Raw genomic sequence first — 17,677 nt, forward strand, 5'->3', positions numbered from 1 at the left:
TTCGACGACCACCGGCAGGATCATCGGACGGCGGCGGTAGGTGTCGGACACCCACTTGCCGACCGAGCGACGGATGATCTGCTGGATCTGCCGGGTCTCCATGACACCGTCGGAGGCCGAACGGGACAGCCCCTCCTCGATCTTGGGGATCACGGCGGCGAACGCGTCGTCCTCGATGCCCGAGCCCCTGGCGTGGATGTGGGGACCGCCGACGAGCTTGCCCGTGGTGCTGTCGACCACGACGAAGACCGAGACGATGCCTTCCTCGCCCAGGATGCGACGGTCCTTCAGGGACGACTCGGTGATGTCGCCGACCGACAGGCCGTCGACGTACACATAGCCGGCCTGGACCTTGCCCGCGATCTTCGCCTTGCCGTCGATGAGGTCGACGGCGACGCCGTCCTCCGCGATGACGGTGCGGTCGCGGGGGATGCCGGTGAGCATGCCCAGGTCGGCGTTGGCCCGCAGATGGCGCCACTCGCCGTGGATGGGCATGAGGTTGCGCGGCTTGCAGATGTTGTAGAAGTACAGCAGCTCGCCGGCCGAGGCGTGCCCGGAGACGTGGACCTTCGCGTTGCCCTTGTGGACGACGTTGGCGCCCCAGCGGGTCAGTCCGTTGATCACGCGGTAGACCGCGTTCTCGTTGCCCGGGATGAGGGACGAGGCGAGGACGACGGTGTCGCCCTCGACGATGCGGATCTGGTGGTCGCGGTTGGCCATCCGGGACAGTGCGGCCATCGGCTCGCCCTGGGAACCGGTGCAGACCAGCACGACCTTCTCGTCGGGCAGGTCGTCGAGCACCTTGACGTCGACGATGAGCCCGCTCGGCACCTTGAGATAGCCGAGGTCGCGGGCGATGCCCATGTTCCGGACCATGGAGCGGCCGACGAACGCGACCTTGCGGCCCCGCTCGTGGGCGGCGTCCAGCACCTGCTGGATGCGGTGCACATGGCTGGCGAAACTCGCGACGATGATCCGCTTCTCCGCCTTGGCGAAGGTCTGCCGGAGCACCTGCGAGATGTCGCGCTCCGGCGGCACGAAGCCGGGGACCTCGGCGTTCGTGGAGTCGGCGAGGAGCAGGTCGATGCCCTCCTCGCCAAGCCGCGCGAAGGTCGGAAGGTCCGTCAGGCGCCCATCCAGCGGGAGCTGGTCCATCTTGAAGTCGCCGGTGACGACGACATTGCCGGCCGGGGTGCGGATGGCGACCGCGAGCGCGTCCGGGATGGAGTGGTTGACCGCGACGAACTCGCAGTCGAAGGGGCCGATCCGCTCCCGGTCGCCCTCCTTGACCTCCAGGGCGTACGGGCGGATGCGGTGCTCCTGGAGCTTCGCCTCGACCAGGGCGAGGGTGAGCTTGGAGCCGATCAGCGGGATGTCGTCCTTCTCGCGGAGCAGGAAGGGGACGGCGCCGATGTGGTCCTCGTGGCCGTGCGTCAGGACGATGCCGACCACGTCGTTCAGCCGGTCGCGGATGGAAGTGAAGTCCGGCAGGATCAGGTCGACGCCGGGCTGCTCCTCTTCGGGGAAGAGGACGCCGCAGTCGACGATGAGCAGCCGGCCGGCGTATTCGAAGACGGTCATGTTGCGGCCGATCTCGCCCAGTCCGCCGAGCGGGGTGATGCGCAGACCGCCCTCCGCGAGTGCCGGCGGGGGACCGAGTTCAGGGTGCGGATGACTCAAAGGGTTTCTCCTTACCGCGCATGCCAGAGGGCCCCTCGTGGGGGCCGCGGCCGGCGCGACGCTGTTCCGGTGTTCGAGTGGTGCTGCCGCGTTCGGAAGGCTTTTCCGACGCTGACGTTTTCGTGGTCCGGCGTCCTGCGGACCGAAGTGTGGCGTCCGGCGTCTCCGCGGGCCGCGCGCGGCCTGCCCGGGCCCGGGCGGTGCCGCGGAGCGCTGCGGTATTCAGTTGTGAGGTCCTGTGGTGTTCCGGCCGTGCTCAGAGGTGTACCCCGCCCGCGGCGAGATCCTTCCTGAGCTGCTCGGTCTCCTCCTCGCCGAGGGGGACCAGGGGCAGCCGGAGCGGGCCTGCGGGCAGTCCGCGCAGCGCGAGGGCGGTCTTGGTGGTGATGACGCCCTGGGCGCGGAACATGCCGGTGTAGACGGGCAGCAGGCACTGGTGGATCTCGGTGGCCTTGGCGACGTCCCCGCTGGTGTACGCGTCCAGGAGGGCGCGCAGCTCGCTGGAGACGAGGTGGCCGACGACGGAGACGAAGCCGGTGGCGCCGATCGACAGCAGCGGCAGGTTGAGCATGTCGTCGCCGGAGTACCAGGCGAGGCCGCTGCGGGAGATGGCCCAGCTCGCGGCGGCGAGGTCGCCCTTCGCGTCCTTGTTGGCGACGATCCGGGGGTGGTCGCCGAGCCGGACCAGGGTCTCCGTCTCGATGGGGACGGCGCTGCGGCCGGGGATGTCGTAGAGCATGACCGGCAGGGCGGTGGCGTCGGCGATCGCGGTGAAGTGCCGGTACAGGCCCTCCTGCGGGGGCTTGCTGTAGTACGGCGTCACGGCGAGCAGGCCATGGGCGCCGGCGCGCTCGGCCTGGCGGGCGAGGGCGGTGCTGTGCGCGGTGTCATTGGTCCCGACGCCGGCGACGACGTGGGCGCGGTCGCCCACAGCTTCGAGGACGGCGCGGACCAGCCGGTCCTTCTCGTCGTCGCTGGTGGTGGGCGACTCACCCGTGGTGCCGTTGACGACGAGTCCGTCGTTGCCCTGGTCCACGAGGTGGGCGGCGAGCCGCTGTGCGCCGTCGGCATCGAGGGCGCCGTCGGCGGTGAACGGCGTGACCATGGCGGTCAGCACCCGCCCGAAGGGGGCGTCAGGGGTGGAAGTCGGAGCCATACGTCCCACGTTACTGGGTGTGTGTGCGGCTGCGCAGCCATGGTCGGCGCGGCCTGTGGACAACCGGGTCCGCGATGAGGACTCCAGCGCTGCCTGCTCGGGGGTTCAGGCAGCACCGGAGTCCGTTTCCGCAGCCTAGATGAAATTCGCGAATGCCTGCAATCCGAACACTTCGGACATTTCCTAGGGGGCGACTCGGCCGTTCGCGTTGAACGCGGCGTGCGTGAGCGGCATCAGCTTCGCCCACTCCGCCTCCATCAGCTCGCCGACCATCTCGATCTCCCGCTGCGGGAAGGACGGGACCCGGGCCAGCTCGTGCTGTGTCCGCAACCCGAGGAAGTGCATCAGCGACCGGGCGTTGCACGTGGCGTACATCGACGAGAACAGCCCCACCGGCAGCGTCGACCTGGCCACTTCCCGGGCCACCCCGGCCGCCAGCAGCTCCTGGTAGGCCGCGTACGACCGCTCGTACGACTCCGCCATCACGGCGAGCGCCGCCTCGCGCTGCTCATCGCTCCCGGCCACGAACTCGTACTTCCCCGGCCTGCCCTGCTGCACGAGCTTGCGCTCCTTGCCCGGCACGTAGAACACCGGCCGCAGCTCCCGGTACCTCCCGGACTCCTCGTTGTACGAGTTGTGGACGACGATCCCGTTCGCCAGGAAGTTGTGCCACGGACCGGCGACGGCCAGGTCGTAGGTCATCTCCTCGCCGTCCTCGACCACCGCGGTGATGCGGTCGGGGAGTGCGACGGCGATCTTCCCGCCCCGCTGGGCGAGCGCCTGCTCCGAGGCGCTCTTGGTGGCGTGGCACTCCTCGCAGGCGGGAGCGAGGTTGCCGGTGTCGAGGGCCTTCGTCAGGTCCGCGGCCACCGGCACCACATGGTCCAGGGCCAGGGACCCGCGCGGGAAGCTGCCGCCGCACAGGTGGCAGGTGTCCGTCTCCGCGATCAGGCGCTCGCGCTGCATCGACGTCCACACGCCGATGCCGCGGCGCAGGCTCGGCGGAACCAGCCCCGCGGACGGGCGTACCGCGGTGCCCGCGCTCATCACGGCGTCCCCGGCAGCCAGCTCGCCCGCCTTGCGCCAGCCGTCGGGGGTGAGGATCGCGTGGTCGACCGAGCAGCGCAGGGTGCGGCCGCCCTCGGTGGTGATGCGGATCAGGGACTTGGTGCCCGACTCCATGACGTCGACGATCCGGGCCCGCTGGGCTCGGAGGGTTTCCTCGTCGTAGCACCGCACGTGGTTGCGGCGGACCGACTCCAACCGGCGCACCCGCGTGCTCGGGTGCTCCTCGCGGAACTCTGCGACCGCGCTGTCCGCCGCCTCCCGGCTGTCGTACAGGCCGAGGTAGTGGTTGCGGCCCTGGTGGCGCGCCTGCGCCATCCACTTGCCGGCCTTGGTGTGCCAGGTGGCCCCACCGGCCGGGGTCGGCAGCCGGTCCTCGACACCGTGGTGCCACTGCTGGTAGAGGTCCTTGATCGTGCGGCGGCGCAGTCCGCCCGCCTCGCTCTCCAGGGTGATCTCGGTGTCGCCGGCCAGGCACCATCCGGCGCGGTGGCGCATGAACTCGCGGATGACGAAGATCGGGGCGCTGATGAAGAAGGTCATCGAGTTGTGCTCGAAGGGGCTGCCGTGGCGGTCGCGCATCAGGTAGTTGATCAGGCCCTTGGAGCGCTCGGGGTCCTTGGTCAGCTCTTCGAGGGACTGCTCGCCCGCGGTGGAGACGCGGGCCGCCCACAGGACGTCGGTGTCGGACGCGCTGTGCTTGACGAGCTCGACCGTGACGTCGTCCCGCAAGTGGACGGGGGCGGGGGCGGGGGTCTCGGTGGCGGGCTGGTCGGTGGACACCGGCGGGTCCTTCCTGTTGTCTGTTGTGCGCCGCTCAGCTTATGGGGTGGGTCCGGGCGGCAGCCGCAGCCGGGCCGACCCGGAGCTTGGCCGCCGCGACCGGGCCGGATAACCTCACCCGTCAACAGCCCTTGCACCTGACAGCAGCCGAAGGATTCTCCGCGTGTCCTTGCCCTTCCGCTCCGCCGCCGCCGTTGACGACGAGTACGCGACCGGCCGGCCACTGCCCGCCGACCTGCGGGACCGCTGGATGCGCCCGTACCGTCCGGGCCCCTGGCGGGTCGCCGTCGCCGCGCTGGCGCTGATGCTCGCCGCCTACCTGCTGTTCGCCGCGCTGATCATGGTCGCCGCCAAGAGCGTGCAGGGCGGGGGTGTGCTGGTCCTGTTGGCCGCACTGGTGATCGCGGGCACGCTGCGGCTGCTGCGGATGGGCGTGTGGCTCAGTGGCAGGGGGCTGCGGCAGGTCGGGTACTTCACCACGGTCACCGTGCCCTGGCCGCAGGTGACGTCGGTGCGCACCGCGCAGCAGCCGGTGCGGGTGCTGGGGCTGCCGCGCAGCGTGCAGGGGCAGGCGCTGGTGATCAGTCGGCGCGGTACCGCGCTGCGGCCGCTGATGACCGACCACAACGCGGACTTCCTGGGGCGGGCGGAGGCGTTCGACGTCGCCGCGGACGCCATAGAGGGCTGGTCGCTGGAACTGCGCTGAGGGAGCCGCGCGCCTGCGGTGGGCCCGTTGTCGGCTACCGCGGGTCGTCCGCGGCCTGCTGGGCGGCGCCCGCCGCCCGTACGGGCGGATGTGCCGCCTGCGCGTCATGGAGGCGGATGGCGCGCTGCATGGCCTTGCGGGCGCGCGGGGTGTCGCGGGCGTCGAAGTAGGCGACGGCGAGGCGGAACCAGTTGCGCCAGTCCTCGGGGTCGGCCTCGGTCTCGGCCTGGCGCCTGGCGAACACGGCGTCGGCCGAGGCGCGGTCGATACGGCCGCTGGGGGTGCGGGCCAGCTCGTCCACGGGCAGCCCGCCCTCGGCCTCGAGCTCCCGGCCCAGCCGTCCGGCGTGCCGGGCGAACTGGGTGGTGTGCCACAGGAACCAGGCGCCGATCAGCGGGAGCACCAGGACGGCGAGGCCGAAGGCGACGGTGACGGGCCGGCCGTCGGCGATCAGCAGCACTCCGCGGTCGCCGACGAGCACGAAGTAGAAGACGAGGACGACCGCGGAGACGGTGTAGCTGAGCTTGGCGCGCATCGGGTTCAGTCTCCCTGGTGCCCGGCGGCGGTGGTGCCGTCCGCCGCGCCGGGTCCGTCGGTGAGGAAGTGCTCCAGGCCGAAGGTGAGGCCGGGGACGCCGGGGATGGTGCGGACGGCGAGCAGGATGCCGGGCATGAAGCTGCTGTGGTGCAGCGAGTCGTGGCGGATGGTGAGGGTCTCGCCGGTGCCGCCGAGCAGGACCTCCTGGTGGGCGAGCAGGCCGCGCAGCCGTACGGAGTGCACCGGGACGCCGTCGACGTCGGCGCCGCGGGCGCCGTCGAGGCCGTGGGTGGTGGGGTCGTGCTGTGCCGGGCGGCCGGCCTCGGTGCGGGCGGCGGCGATCAGCTGGGCGGTGCGGGTGGCGGTGCCGCTGGGCGCGTCGGCCTTGTTGTCGTGGTGCAGCTCGATGACCTCGACGGACTCGAACCAGGGGGCCGCCTGCTGGGCGAAGCGCATGGTGAGGACGGCGCCGATGGAGAAGTTGGGGGCGATGAGCGCGCCGGTGCCGGGCGAGGCGTCGAGCCAGCCGCTCAGGGTCTCCAGCCGCTCGGGGGTCCAGCCGGTGGTGCCGACCACGGTGTGGATGCCGTGGCCGACACAGAACTCCAGGTTGGCAAGGACGGAGTCGGGGTGGGTGAGTTCGACCGCGACCTGGGCGCCGGATTCGGTCAGCGCCTCCAGCCGGTCGCCGCGGCCGACCGCGGCGACCAGGTCGAGGTCGTCGGCGGCCTCGACGGCGCGGACCGCCTCCGAGCCGATCCGGCCCTTCGCACCGATGACGGCCACTCGCAGCTTGCTCATCGTTGGGGAGTCCTCCGGGTGTAAGGGTCACGCAGCAGGGCGTGCGGGTGTTACACGGTGCCTGCCCGCGCACCTGCGGACAGTGCGCAGGCTACGCGATGGCCTCGTGCAGCCGTGCGGCCTGCTTCTCCTTGACCGGCCCTATGACCGCCAGGGAGGGCCGCTGCCCCAGTACATCGCGGGCCACCTCGCGTACCTGGGCCGGGGTCACCGCGGCGATCCGGGCCAGCAGGTCGTCCACGGACAGCTGCTCGCCCCAGCACAGCTCGCTCTTGCCGATCCGGTTCATCAGGGCGCCGGTGTCCTCCAGGCCCAGCACGGTGGAGCCGGAGAGCTGGCCGATGGCGCGGCGCAGTTCCTCGTCACTGAGGCCCTGCTCGGCGACGTGGTGGAGTTCGTCGCGGCAGATCTTGAGGACGTCGGGCAGGCGGCGCGGCTGGCAGCCGGCGTAGACGCCGAACATGCCGCAGTCGGCGTAGGAGGAGGTGTAGGAGTACACGGAGTACGCCAGGCCGCGCTTCTCGCGGACCTCCTGGAAGAGCCGCGAGCTCATGCCGCCGCCGAGTGCGGTGTTGAGGACGCCCAGGGCCCAGCGGCGTTCGTCGGTGCGGGACAGGCCGGGCATGCCGAGCACCACGTGGGCCTGTTCGGTGCGCCGGTCGAGGATCTCGACGTGTCCGCCGCCGCGGATCGTCCGCTTACCGGCGCGGGGCGGCTGGGGTGCGGCCCCGGTGTCGGTGAGGGCGCCGGCGCGTTCGAAGGCGCGGCGGACCTGGCGGACGACGGTGGCGTGGTCGATGTTGCCCGCGGCGGCGACGACGAGCCGGGTGGGGTCGTAGTGCTTGCGGTAGAAGCGGGCGACCTGGTCGCGGGTGAGGGCGTTGACGGTCTCGACGGTGCCGAGGACGGGGCGGCCGAGCGGGGAGTCGCCCAGGAGCGCGGTGGTGAACAGGTCGTGCACCTGGTCGCCGGGGTCGTCCTCGGTCATGGCGATCTCCTCCAGGACGACGCCGCGTTCGGCGTCGATGTCCTCCTGGCGGATCAGGGACCCGGTGAGCATGTCGCAGACCACGTCGATGGCGAGCGGCAGGTCAGTGTCGAGCACCCTGGCGTAGTAGCAGGTGTACTCCTTGGCGGTGAAGGCGTTCATCTCGCCGCCGACGGCGTCGATCGCCGCGGAGATGTCGAGGGCGCTGCGCCGCTGGGTGCCCTTGAAGAGCAGGTGCTCCAGGTAGTGCGTGGCGCCGTTGAGGACGGGGGTCTCGTCGCGGGAGCCGACGCCGGCCCAGATGCCGAAGGTGGCCGAGCGCACGGTGGGCAGTGTCTCGGTGACGACGCGCAGGCCGCCGGGGAGCACGGAGCGGCGTACGGTGCCGGTGCCGTCGGTGCCGGGCAGGAGGGTCCGTGTGCGGACGGCCCGCCCCTTGGTGGAGGGGCGGGCCGTCACTGCGGTGGAGCGGGTCGTCACTTGGCCGACTCGTCCTTCTGCTCCGCGCCGTCGTCCTCGCCCTCGATGACGGGGATCAGGGAGAGCTTGCCGCGCTGGTCGATCTCGGCGATCTCGACCTGGACCTTGGTGCCGACACCGAGGACGTCCTCGACGTTCTCGACGCGCTTGCCGCCGGCGAGCTTGCGGATCTGCGAGATGTGCAGCAGTCCGTCCTTGCCGGGCATCAGCGAGACGAAGGCGCCGAAGGTGGTGGTCTTCACCACGGTGCCCAGGTACCGCTCGCCGACCTCGGGCATGGTCGGGTTGGCGATCTGGTTGATCATCGCCCGCGCGGCCTCGGCCTGGGAGCCCTCGGTGGCGCCGATCAGGACGGTGCCGTCGTCCTCGATCGAGATGTCGGCGCCGGTGTCCTCCTGGATCTGGTTGATCATCTTGCCCTTGGGGCCGATGACCTCGCCGATCTTGTCCACGGGGATCTTGATGCTGATGATCCGCGGGGCGTTGGGGGACATCTCGTCCGGGGAGTCGATGGCCTCCATCATCACGTCGAGGATGTGCAGGCGGGCGTCGCGGGCCTGCTTGAGGGCCGCGGCCAGCACCGACGCGGGGATGCCGTCGAGCTTGGTGTCGAGCTGGAGGGCGGTGACGAACTTCTTGGTGCCGGCGACCTTGAAGTCCATGTCGCCGTACGCGTCCTCGGCGCCGAGGATGTCGGTCAGCGCGACGTAGTGCGTCTCGCCCTCGATCTCCTGGGAGATCAGGCCCATGGCGATACCGGCGACGGGGGCCTTGAGCGGCACACCGGCGTTCAGCAGCGACATGGTGGAGGCGCAGACCGAGCCCATGGAGGTGGACCCGTTGGAGCCGAGCGCTTCGGAGACCTGCCGGATCGCGTAGGGGAACTCCTCGCGGGTGGGCAGGACCGGGAGCAGGGCGCGCTCGGCGAGCGCGCCGTGGCCGATCTCGCGGCGCTTGGGGGAGCCGACGCGACCGGTCTCGCCGACGGAGTACGGCGGGAAGTTGTAGTTGTGCATGTAGCGCTTGCGCGTCTCGGGCGCGAGCGTGTCGAGCTGCTGCTCCATGCGGAGCATGTTGAGGGTGGTGACGCCCAGGATCTGGGTCTCACCGCGCTCGAACAGCGCCGAGCCGTGCACCCGCGGGATCGCCTCGACCTCGGCGGCCAGGGTGCGGATGTCGGTGACGCCGCGGCCGTCGATGCGGACCTTGTCGCGGATGACGCGCTGGCGGACCAGCTTCTTGGTCAGGGCGCGGTAGGCGGCGGAGATCTCCTTCTCGCGCCCCTCGAACTGCGGCAGCAGCTTCTCGGCGGCCAGGCCCTTGACCCGGTCCAGCTCGGCCTCGCGGGCCTGCTTGCCGGGGATGGTGAGCGCCTGCGCGAGCTCGCCGGTGACCGCGGACTCCAGCGCCTCCAGCACGTCGTCCTGGTAGTCCAGGAAGATCGGGAACTCGGCGGTGGGCTTGGCGCCCTTGGCGGCCAGTTCGGACTGCGCCTTGCACAGCACCTTGATGAACGGCTTGGCGGCCTCCAGGCCGGCGGCCACGACCTCCTCGGTCGGCGCCTCGACACCGCCCTCGACCAGCTTGATGGTGTGCGCGGTGGCCTCGGCCTCGACCATCATGATCGCGACGTCGCCGTCGTCCAGCACGCGGCCGGCGACGACCATGTCGAAGACGGCCTCCTCCAGCTCGCTGTGGGTCGGGAACGCCACCCACTGGTTCTTGATCAGCGCGACCCGGACACCGCCGATGGGGCCGGAGAACGGCAGGCCGGCCAGCTGCGTGGAGCAGGAGGCGGCGTTGATGGCGACCACGTCGTAGAGGTGGTCGGGGTTGAGCGCCATGACGGTGCAGACGACCTGGATCTCGTTGCGCAGGCCCTTGACGAAGGACGGGCGCAGCGGGCGGTCGATCAGCCGGCAGGTGAGGATGGCGTCCTCGGAGGGGCGGCCCTCACGGCGGAAGAAGGAGCCGGGGATGCGGCCGGCGGCGTACATGCGCTCCTCGACGTCCACCGTGAGAGGGAAGAAGTCGAAGTGCTCCTTGGGCTGCTTCGAGGCGCTGGTCGCCGACAGCACCATGGTGTCGTCGTCCAGGTAGGCCACGGCGGAGCCGGCGGCCTGGCGGGCCAGGCGGCCCGTCTCGAAGCGGATGGTGCGGGTGCCGAAGGAACCGTTGTCGATCACGGCTTCGGCGTAGTGGGTCTCGTTCTCCACTATCGGGTTTCTCCTCGTTTTTGCCCGCAGGGCGTGTCCCTGCCGGGCCTTCGGTGGAGGTGCGTCGTCCCGCCGGGGCCGGTCTTCGATCGAAGCCTCCGGTGGCGGGTGCCACCCGGGGGCCACTACCGAGGACCGGCGTATGCGGCGGTCAGGAGGACGCTCCTCCTCGTGCGTTGCCAACACCCGAACGGTGTCAACAGCCCCATTGCACCAGACGCGGGCCGGATCGCGCACGTCATGCGCGCGGCCCGGGCGGGTGCCGCGGGTCCGTCGAACGGCTGCTCGGAGCCGTCCGCCGGAAAGTCGTACGGAACATACGGATACGGAACATACGGAACGGTCGTACGGAAGGCCGTACGGAAAAGGGAGCGGTCCCGTGTCGAACGGGGACCGCTCCCTGGTGGCTTCCTAGCGGACGCCGGCCGCACCGGCACGGATGCCGAGGCGCTCGCGCAGCTCACGGAAGCGCGTGATGTCCTTCTTGGCCAGGTACTGCAGCAGACGGCGGCGCTGGCCGACCAGGATCAGCAGACCACGACGCGAGTGGTGGTCGTGCTTGTGGGTCTTGAGGTGCTCGGTCAGGTCCGAGATCCGGCGCGACAGCAGTGCGACCTGGACCTCGGGGGAGCCGGTGTCGCCCTCCTTGGTGCCGAACTCGGCGATGATCTGCTTCTTCGTCTCGACGTCGAGCGACATACGGACTCCTCAGGGTGTCTACGGCCTTCGAGCGCCCCCGGTCTGCATCGCGGGGGAATCTCACATGACTCGCAAGGCGCTGCCACGCGGTGCGTGCACACGCGTGGCCGCCACCCAGGGTAGCAGGGCGCGTCGACCTCCCTACCCGCGGGTCACCCCGGGTGGGCGGCGTGGCCGGCCGGGTACGCCGACCAGGGCGCGCCCGGGTACGCCGCGCGGGCCGCCCGGGCCGCCTGTGCCTCCCGCGCGGCCCGGATCGCGCGCAGCCGGCGGAAGGCGGTCGGCGGGCGGCCGCAGGCGACGCGCGACTCGACGTACTCCTTGACGAGCTCCGCGCAGGCACGCGGCGAGGCGGTGCCGGTGTCGCACTCGAAGTCGTACACGCCGTGGGCGTGCACCCGGGTGTACTGGTAGGCGGCCAGGCCCGGCGGGCGGTCGGCGCGCGCCTGCTCGCGGCGCTTGAGCTCCGGCAGCGGGCAGTGCACGCCGATGAGGAAGACCTCGGCGTCGGCGAGGACGGTCAGGCAGTCGTCCAGCCGCCACGGCTCGCTCAGCACGTGGTCGACGACGAGGTCGTTGCCCGCGGCGGCCATTCCCGCCACGGCGCGGTGGAATCCCATCCGGGTGCGGGTGAGCACCGCGTCGAGCGCGTCGGGGGCGACGTCCTTGGCCGCGCGCATGGCGTTGATGCCGTCGACCGGGAAGTGGAAGTAGGGGTCGCCGTCGAGGATCGCCAACAGCTCGCGGGCGATGCTCGACTTGCCCGCGCTGGACGTGCCGTTGAGGAAGATGATCCGCCCGGGGCGCATGGAGGCGATCGTATACGCGCTTCACAGCGCGGCGACAGCACGGCCGCGCGGGCGGTGGCAGGCGGTGGCGGGTGGCGGCGGGTGGCGGCACGCGGCGGCGGGCCGGGCGGGGCGGGGCCGAGGCGCGGCCGAGGTGTCCGGGGCGATTCGGGCGGGAAGGAGCGGAAAGGGTGTCCGAACGGCCTGACGGCGTACGGCGACCGGCTATTAGGCTGTCCGTCGAAGTGGCGGGGACCGCGGGGCACAGAAGAGCCCGTGCGGCACACGGGGTGGGGAGACGGTGACGCGTTGCTCCCCGACGCAGACCTGGAGGCATTGTGAGCAGCGATCGGGACGACAACCGCGCGGGCGGGGCCGCCCCTGTCGAGGGCCCCTCCGGGGGTGAGGTCACGGACATCACCGGCGAATACCGCTTCGATTTCACCCCTCCGGCCTGGTACATGCAGAGCGGCAGCGACCCGGACGCCGACAGCGGCGCGGACGCCGAAGCGGAGCCGGACAGCTCCGCCGCGGCCGCGGCAGAGCCCGAGGGCTCGGGGTCGCGCGCGCCGGTCTGGGAGCCGCGGCCCGAGACTGGCGCGGGTGCCGCGCCGGGTGACGCGTCGTCGTGGTCGGCCGCCTCGCTGCCTCCGGTGGGGGGCCTGGGCAGCGGTTCGGCCTCCGGCGCCCGGGTCGCCGCGGGCGGCTCGGCGCAGCCGGAGGACGCCAGGCCCTCCTGGTCCGCCTCCTCCGTACCGTCCGTGCCCGCCCCTGCTGCCGTCGAGCCGAAGGACGCGCCTGCCGGTGCGCCGGAGCCGGAGGACGCCAAGCCCGCCTGGACGCAGGACGAGGAGGAAGAGGACGACGGCTTGCCCCCGCTTCCGCCCGGGTCCGAACTCATGGCCAAGAAGAGCGACGCCCCGGCGGCACGGGGGTCGTCGGCCGAGGGCGACCACCGCTCCCCCGCCGCGATGCGCCGCGAGATCGAGGAGCGGGCGGCCGCGATGCTGGCGAAGGCGGAGTGGCCGCCGCGGGACACGCGGCCCGCGGCCGAGCCGGCGGCGCCCCCGCAGGACGCCCGCCCGCAGGACACCCGCCCGCAGGCCCGGCCGGAGAACGAGGCCCCCGAGGACGCGCGGCCGGCTGCCGCCCAGGAGCCCGAGGCGCAGGACGCGCCGACGCAGAAGCGCGCGCCGGTGTGGACGCCGCTGCCGGTGCCGCCCGCCGAGGACCCGAAGCCGTGGACGCCGGACGCGCCGCGCGGCCCGATGCCGCCGCTGCCCCCGCAGTTCCAGCGCGCCGAGGAGCCGGCGCCGCCCGCACCGGCTCCCCCGGCCGCGCCCGTCGCCGGCGGCCCGGGGGCGGACTTCCCGCCGCCGGTCGGGCAGCCGGTCGTCCCGGCCGGGTACGGCTTCCCGCCGCCGTCCGCGCAGCCGCAGCCGCAGCCGCAGCCCGCCCAGCAGCAATCGCAACCGCAGCCCGAGGCGCCGCAATCGGCCGCGCCTGCCGAGCAGTTGCCCGCGCCCGCGGGGTACGCGCAGCCGCAGCCGGCCGCCGCGCCGCTGCCGCCGCCCGCGCCCCAGGCCCAGCCGTCCGGTTTCGAGCTGCCGCGCCCGACGGGGTACGCGCAGCCGCAGCCCGCCGCGACGCCCCCCGCTCCCCCGGCGCCGGCGCCTGCTCCGACCGCGCCTCAGGAGCCCCAGGCGGCGCAGACCGCCCCCGCCGGGCCCGGTTACGGCTTCCCGCAGCAGCAGCCCCCCGCGCCCGCCGGTCCAACCGGTTACGCCCAGCCGCAGCCCGCCGCGGCTCCCCCGGCACCGGCACCGGTACCGGCCCCCGCCCAGGAGCCCCCGGCCGCCGCCGGATACGGCTTCCCGCAGCAGGGCCCGCCCGGTCAGCCGGCCCAGCCGCACGCCGCTCCCGCGCTCCCTGCCGCGGAAGGCCCGCAGCCGCACGCCCCGGCACCCGCACCGGCCCCAGCTCCGGCCGCCGCACCAGTGCCGCCCGGCGGCATCCCGCCGCAGCCCGGGTACCCGCAGCCGGGCCCGTCGCAGCTTCCGGCGGCCGCCGGGGCCGGACCGGACGGCGGGTACGGCTACCCGCGCCAGCCCGGCCAGCCGCAGCCCGAGGCCGGCTCGCTCCAGCCGCTGCCCCAGCACGGCGCGTACGGCTTCCCGCAGCAGAACCCGCCGGGTGCGGCCGCCGCGCCCGAACCGGCGCCCCAGGCGCCCCCGGCGGCCGCCCCGCCCGCCGCACCGGCCGCGCCCGTCGACCCCCGCGCGGGCGGCTGGCCGACGGTGACGCCCGACCAGCGCCAGCGCACCACGCAGGGCGGCGCGCCGCTCGGCTACACCGCGGCCGTCGAGCTGAGTTCGGAGCGGCTGCTGCGCAACCAGCCGAAGCCGAAGCGGCCGGGTGCCAACGCGCAGCCGTCGCGGTTCAAGCTCGGCGGCAAGAAGGAGGAGGCCGAGCGGAAGCGGAAGCTGGAGCTGATCCGCACCCCGGTGCTGTCCTGCTACCGGATCGCGGTGATCAGCCTCAAGGGCGGCGTCGGCAAGACGACCACCACGACCGCGCTCGGCGCGACGCTGGCCAGCGAACGGCAGGACAAGATCCTCGCGATCGACGCCAACCCGGACGCGGGCACCCTCGGCCGCCGGGTGCGGCGGGAGACCGGCGCGACCATCCGCGACCTGGTGCAGGCGATTCCCTACCTCAACAGCTACATGGACATCCGGCGGTTCACCTCGCAGGCGCCCTCCGGCCTGGAGATCATCGCCAACGACGTGGACCCGGCGGTGTCCACCGCGTTCAGCGACGAGGACTACCGGCGCGCCATCGACGTGCTGGGCCGCCAGTACCCGGTGATCCTCACCGACTCCGGCACCGGCCTGCTCTACAGCGCGATGCGCGGCGTGCTGGACCTGGCCGACCAGCTGATCATCGTCTCGACGCCGTCCGTCGACGGCGCCTCCAGCGCCAGCACCACCCTCGACTGGCTGTCCGCGCACGGTTACGCCGAGCTGGTCTCCCGCAGCCTGACCGTCATCTCCGGGGTGCGCGAGACCGGCAAGATGATCAAGGTGGACGACATCGTGGCGCACTTCCAGACCCGCTGCCGCGGCGTGCTGGTCGTGCCCTTCGACGAGCACCTGGCCGCGGGCGCCGAGGTCGACCTCGACATGATGCGGCCGAAGACCCGCGAGGCGTACTTCAACCTCTCGGCGATGGTCGCCGAGGACTTCGTACGGGCCCAGCAGGCGCAGGGGCTGTGGACGCAGGACGGCAACAACCCGCCGCCGGTGCAGGCGCCGCCGATGCCGGGGCAGCCCGGCCAGCCCGCGGCGTTCCCGCCGCCCGGTCCGTACGGCGCCCCCCAGGACGGCGGCGGGCCGTACCCGGTGCCGGGCGGGCAGCCCGGCCCCGAGCAGCCCCCGAACCCGTACGGCGCCCCGCCCGCGGGCCCGTACGGGCAGCCGCAGCCCGGGCCGTACGGCGGGCAGCCGATGCCGCCCGGCCAGGTCCCGCCGGGCCAGTACGGCGCCGCGCCGGCCGGTCCGCCGCAGCCGTACCCGCCGGCGCCGGGGCAACCGGGGGCCGGGCAGCCGGGCTTCCAGCCGGAGTCGGCGCAGCCGCAGGCGCCACAGGCCCAGCAGGGCTGGCCGGGACAACCGGACCAGCCCGGGCAGCCGCCGCAGAACCCGCAGCCTCCCCAGCAGGGCTACGGCTACCCCTCGCCCCCGCCGCCCCCGCAGCACTGACCGCCCGCGCCCGACGCGTCCGACGACGCGCCGGGCGCGCGCACGCGCGACCCCAGGGCCGCCGCCGTGGCGGCGGCCCTGGCGGCGTACGAACGGCCCGCCGGACGACGACCGGATGGAGCGGCAGCCGGGTGCTGATCACACGCGAAGTCCGCGACCGCGTGCAGGCCGTCGGCTACGCGTACGGCCGGCCCGGCGGTCAGGTGCGGGGCGGTTCGGCGGTCTCCAGGAGTTCGCGGGCGCGCTTGACGTCGTCGGACATCCGCTCCAGCAGCGCGTCGATGGTGTCGAACTTCTCCATGCCGCGCAGGTAAGCGAGGAAGTCGACGGCGACGTGGAGGCCGTAGAGGTCCAGACCCACGCGGTCGATGGCGTAGGCCTCGACGGTGCGGGCGGTGCCGTCGAAGGTGGGGTTGGTGCCGACGGAGATGGCGGCGGGCATCGGCTCGCCGTCGACGTGCAGCCAGCCCGCGTAGACGCCGTCGGCGGGGATCGCGGTGTGCGGGAGCGTCTCCACGTTAGCGGTGGGGAAGCCCAGTTCGCGGCCGCGCTGGGCGCCGCGCACCACCACGCCCTCGACACGGTGCGGGCGGCCCAGCACCTCCGCGGCGCCGGCCACGTCGCCCTCGGCGATCAGCCGCCGGGTCAGCGAGGAGGAGAACGGCTCGCCGCCGCCGGCGGTGCCCCGGACGAACAGGTCCACGACCTCCAGGTCGTAGTCGTACTTCAGGCCCAGTGCGGACAGGAAGTCCACGTCACCGGCCGCCTTGTGGCCGAAGCGGAAGTTGGGGCCCTCCACCACGAGCTTCGCGTGCAGCCCGTCCACCAGCACGGTGCGCACGAACTCACTCGGCGTCAGCTTGGAGAACTCACTGGTGAACGGCAGGATCAGCAGCGCGTCCACCCCCAGTTCCGCGACGAGTTCGGCCCGCCGGTGGTGCGCCGACAGCAGCGGCGGGTGGGTGCCGGGCCGGACCACCTCGCTGGGGTGCGGGTCGAAGGTCACCACGACCGAGGGCAGCCCCAGTTCCTTCGCCCGCTGCACGGCCCGCCCCATGATGAGCTGGTGCCCGCGGTGCACACCGTCGTACGACCCGATGGTGACGACGCTGCGGCCCCAGTCACCGGGAACGTCCTCCAAGCCCCGCCACCGCTGCACCTTGACGCTCCGCTTCTGCTGGTCGGCCGCTGCTGGGCCGTGTCTTCACTGTCTCAAGCCGTCATCGCTCTACCGCGCTGCCGTCATGGCTCTACCGCGCTACGGACAAGCCTGCCATGCCGCCGCGCGCCGCCTCACAGCGACGCCTTGATCCGCCGGGGCGCGTCGAGCAGCCGGCTGATCCCGCTGACCAGTGCGGGCGGCTGCCTGCTGTCGTGCCGGCCGGCGTGCAGCACGTAGTAGACCTGCTCGATGGAGGGCGGGCCGACCGCCACGGTGCGCAGCGCGGCCTGCTCGGGGGTGGCCTGGCCGGTGCGCACCAGATACGCGGCGACCATCGCGCCGGTGCGCCCGACGCCCGCGCCGCAGTGCACGTAGACCGGCCCGTCGGAGTCCCGCACCACCCGCAGGAAGGCCGCGACCTGCGGCCCGGTCGGGGTCTGGCCGTCGCGGATCGGCAGCCGCACGGCGGTCAGCCCGGCCTGGGCGGGCAGCGCGGACTCCCGGGCGGACAGGTCCTCCGCGCGCAGGTCCACCACCGTGCGGATGCCGTCGGCGGCCAGTTCGCGGTAGCCGGCGGCGGTGGGCGCGGAGCCGCGGTAGACCTTGGCGTCGACCTTGAGGAAGTGGTTGATCCCGGCGGGCGTGTGGCGGCCGCCGGACGCGTCGTGCCGGGCCCACGCGGTGAGCGCGAGCATGCCGCCGGCTGCGCCCGCCCACAGCACGCCGTAGCCGAGCAGGCAGCACACCAGCACCTTCGCGGTGCGCCGGACCAGCGCCTGTACGGTCCAGGCGTCCGTGGCCGCGTCCCCGTCCACCGGAACGGGGAGCGGGGGCGCGGTCGGGAGGGCGGGGGCG

General features: G+C 73.0%; 12 protein-coding genes and 3 pseudogenes. 2 read left to right on the forward strand and 13 right to left on the reverse strand.

What is annotated here, in order from left to right:
- From AC3ERT_RS09025 to AC3ERT_RS09045, 5 genes and pseudogenes are all read right to left on the reverse strand, one after another.
- The coding region (locus AC3ERT_RS09025; protein ID WP_435173563.1) for a ribonuclease J at positions 1–1,680 on the reverse strand (1,680 nt) is incomplete at its 3' end.
- A gap of 256 nt (positions 1,681–1,936) precedes the next feature.
- Positions 1,937–2,836 (reverse strand): 4-hydroxy-tetrahydrodipicolinate synthase, encoded by a 900-nt coding sequence (dapA, locus tag AC3ERT_RS09030; protein ID WP_335981425.1) that lies wholly within the window; start codon positions 2,834–2,836, stop codon positions 1,937–1,939.
- Positions 2,837–3,019: 183 nt separating this feature from the next.
- Positions 3,020–3,469 (reverse strand): annotated as a pseudogene (gene thyX / locus AC3ERT_RS09035) (FAD-dependent thymidylate synthase); the annotation flags it as partial.
- Between the two features lie 3 nt (positions 3,470–3,472).
- Positions 3,473–4,399: pseudogene (locus AC3ERT_RS09040) on the reverse strand (HNH endonuclease); the annotation flags it as partial.
- Positions 4,379–4,684 (reverse strand): annotated as a pseudogene (locus AC3ERT_RS09045) (FAD-dependent thymidylate synthase); the annotation flags it as partial. The pseudogenes AC3ERT_RS09040 and AC3ERT_RS09045, both read right to left, overlap by 21 nt.
- Before the next feature lie 163 nt (positions 4,685–4,847).
- Here AC3ERT_RS09045 and AC3ERT_RS09050 point away from each other — a divergent pair.
- Complete coding sequence (locus AC3ERT_RS09050; RefSeq protein WP_335981428.1) at positions 4,848–5,390, forward strand: hypothetical protein; 543 nt, start codon at positions 4,848–4,850, stop codon at positions 5,388–5,390.
- A gap of 34 nt (positions 5,391–5,424) precedes the next feature.
- On the opposite strand, the gene AC3ERT_RS09055 is transcribed toward AC3ERT_RS09050, so the two are convergent.
- The 6 genes from AC3ERT_RS09055 to AC3ERT_RS09080 form a co-directional block, all read right to left on the reverse strand.
- Positions 5,425–5,925, reverse strand: coding sequence for a tetratricopeptide repeat protein (locus tag AC3ERT_RS09055; protein WP_335981430.1), 501 nt, complete (start codon positions 5,923–5,925; stop codon positions 5,425–5,427).
- Positions 5,926–5,930: 5 nt separating this feature from the next.
- A complete protein-coding gene (gene dapB / locus AC3ERT_RS09060; RefSeq protein ID WP_435173564.1) occupies positions 5,931–6,728 on the reverse strand; it encodes a 4-hydroxy-tetrahydrodipicolinate reductase in 798 nt (265 codons plus the stop codon).
- Positions 6,729–6,819: 91 nt separating this feature from the next.
- Positions 6,820–8,196 carry a M16 family metallopeptidase gene (locus AC3ERT_RS09065; RefSeq protein WP_335981434.1) on the reverse strand — a complete coding sequence of 459 codons (1,377 nt, stop codon included), beginning with the start codon at positions 8,194–8,196 and terminating at the stop codon, positions 6,820–6,822.
- Entirely contained in the window at positions 8,193–10,412 is a 2,220-nt protein-coding gene (locus AC3ERT_RS09070) for a polyribonucleotide nucleotidyltransferase (protein ID WP_335981436.1), read from the reverse strand. Before AC3ERT_RS09070 ends, AC3ERT_RS09065 begins: the two co-directional genes overlap by 4 nt.
- Positions 10,413–10,823: 411 nt before the next feature.
- Positions 10,824–11,111: a 30S ribosomal protein S15 gene (rpsO, locus tag AC3ERT_RS09075; RefSeq protein WP_033173003.1), complete on the reverse strand. Its 288-nt coding sequence runs from the start codon at positions 11,109–11,111 to the stop codon at positions 10,824–10,826.
- Between the two features lie 152 nt (positions 11,112–11,263).
- Positions 11,264–11,920 (reverse strand): chloramphenicol phosphotransferase CPT family protein, encoded by a 657-nt coding sequence (locus AC3ERT_RS09080; protein ID WP_435130920.1) that lies wholly within the window; start codon positions 11,918–11,920, stop codon positions 11,264–11,266.
- Positions 11,921–12,237: 317 nt separating this feature from the next.
- Between AC3ERT_RS09080 and AC3ERT_RS09085 the strand changes: the two genes are divergently transcribed.
- Entirely contained in the window at positions 12,238–15,660 is a 3,423-nt protein-coding gene (locus tag AC3ERT_RS09085; RefSeq protein ID WP_435173565.1) for an SCO5717 family growth-regulating ATPase, read from the forward strand.
- Between the two features lie 199 nt (positions 15,661–15,859).
- Here the strand turns inward: AC3ERT_RS09085 and AC3ERT_RS09090 are convergent, their stop codons facing one another.
- Positions 15,860–16,819 (reverse strand): bifunctional riboflavin kinase/FAD synthetase, encoded by a 960-nt coding sequence (locus AC3ERT_RS09090; RefSeq protein ID WP_335981450.1) that lies wholly within the window; start codon positions 16,817–16,819, stop codon positions 15,860–15,862.
- Between the two features lie 134 nt (positions 16,820–16,953).
- On the reverse strand, positions 16,954–17,637 hold the full coding sequence (locus AC3ERT_RS09095) for a protein tyrosine phosphatase family protein (RefSeq protein ID WP_488180727.1): 684 nt from the start codon (positions 17,635–17,637) through the stop codon (positions 16,954–16,956).
- Between the last annotated feature and the right edge of the window lie 40 nt (positions 17,638–17,677).

The organism is Actinacidiphila sp. bgisy145, from assembly GCF_057708125.1.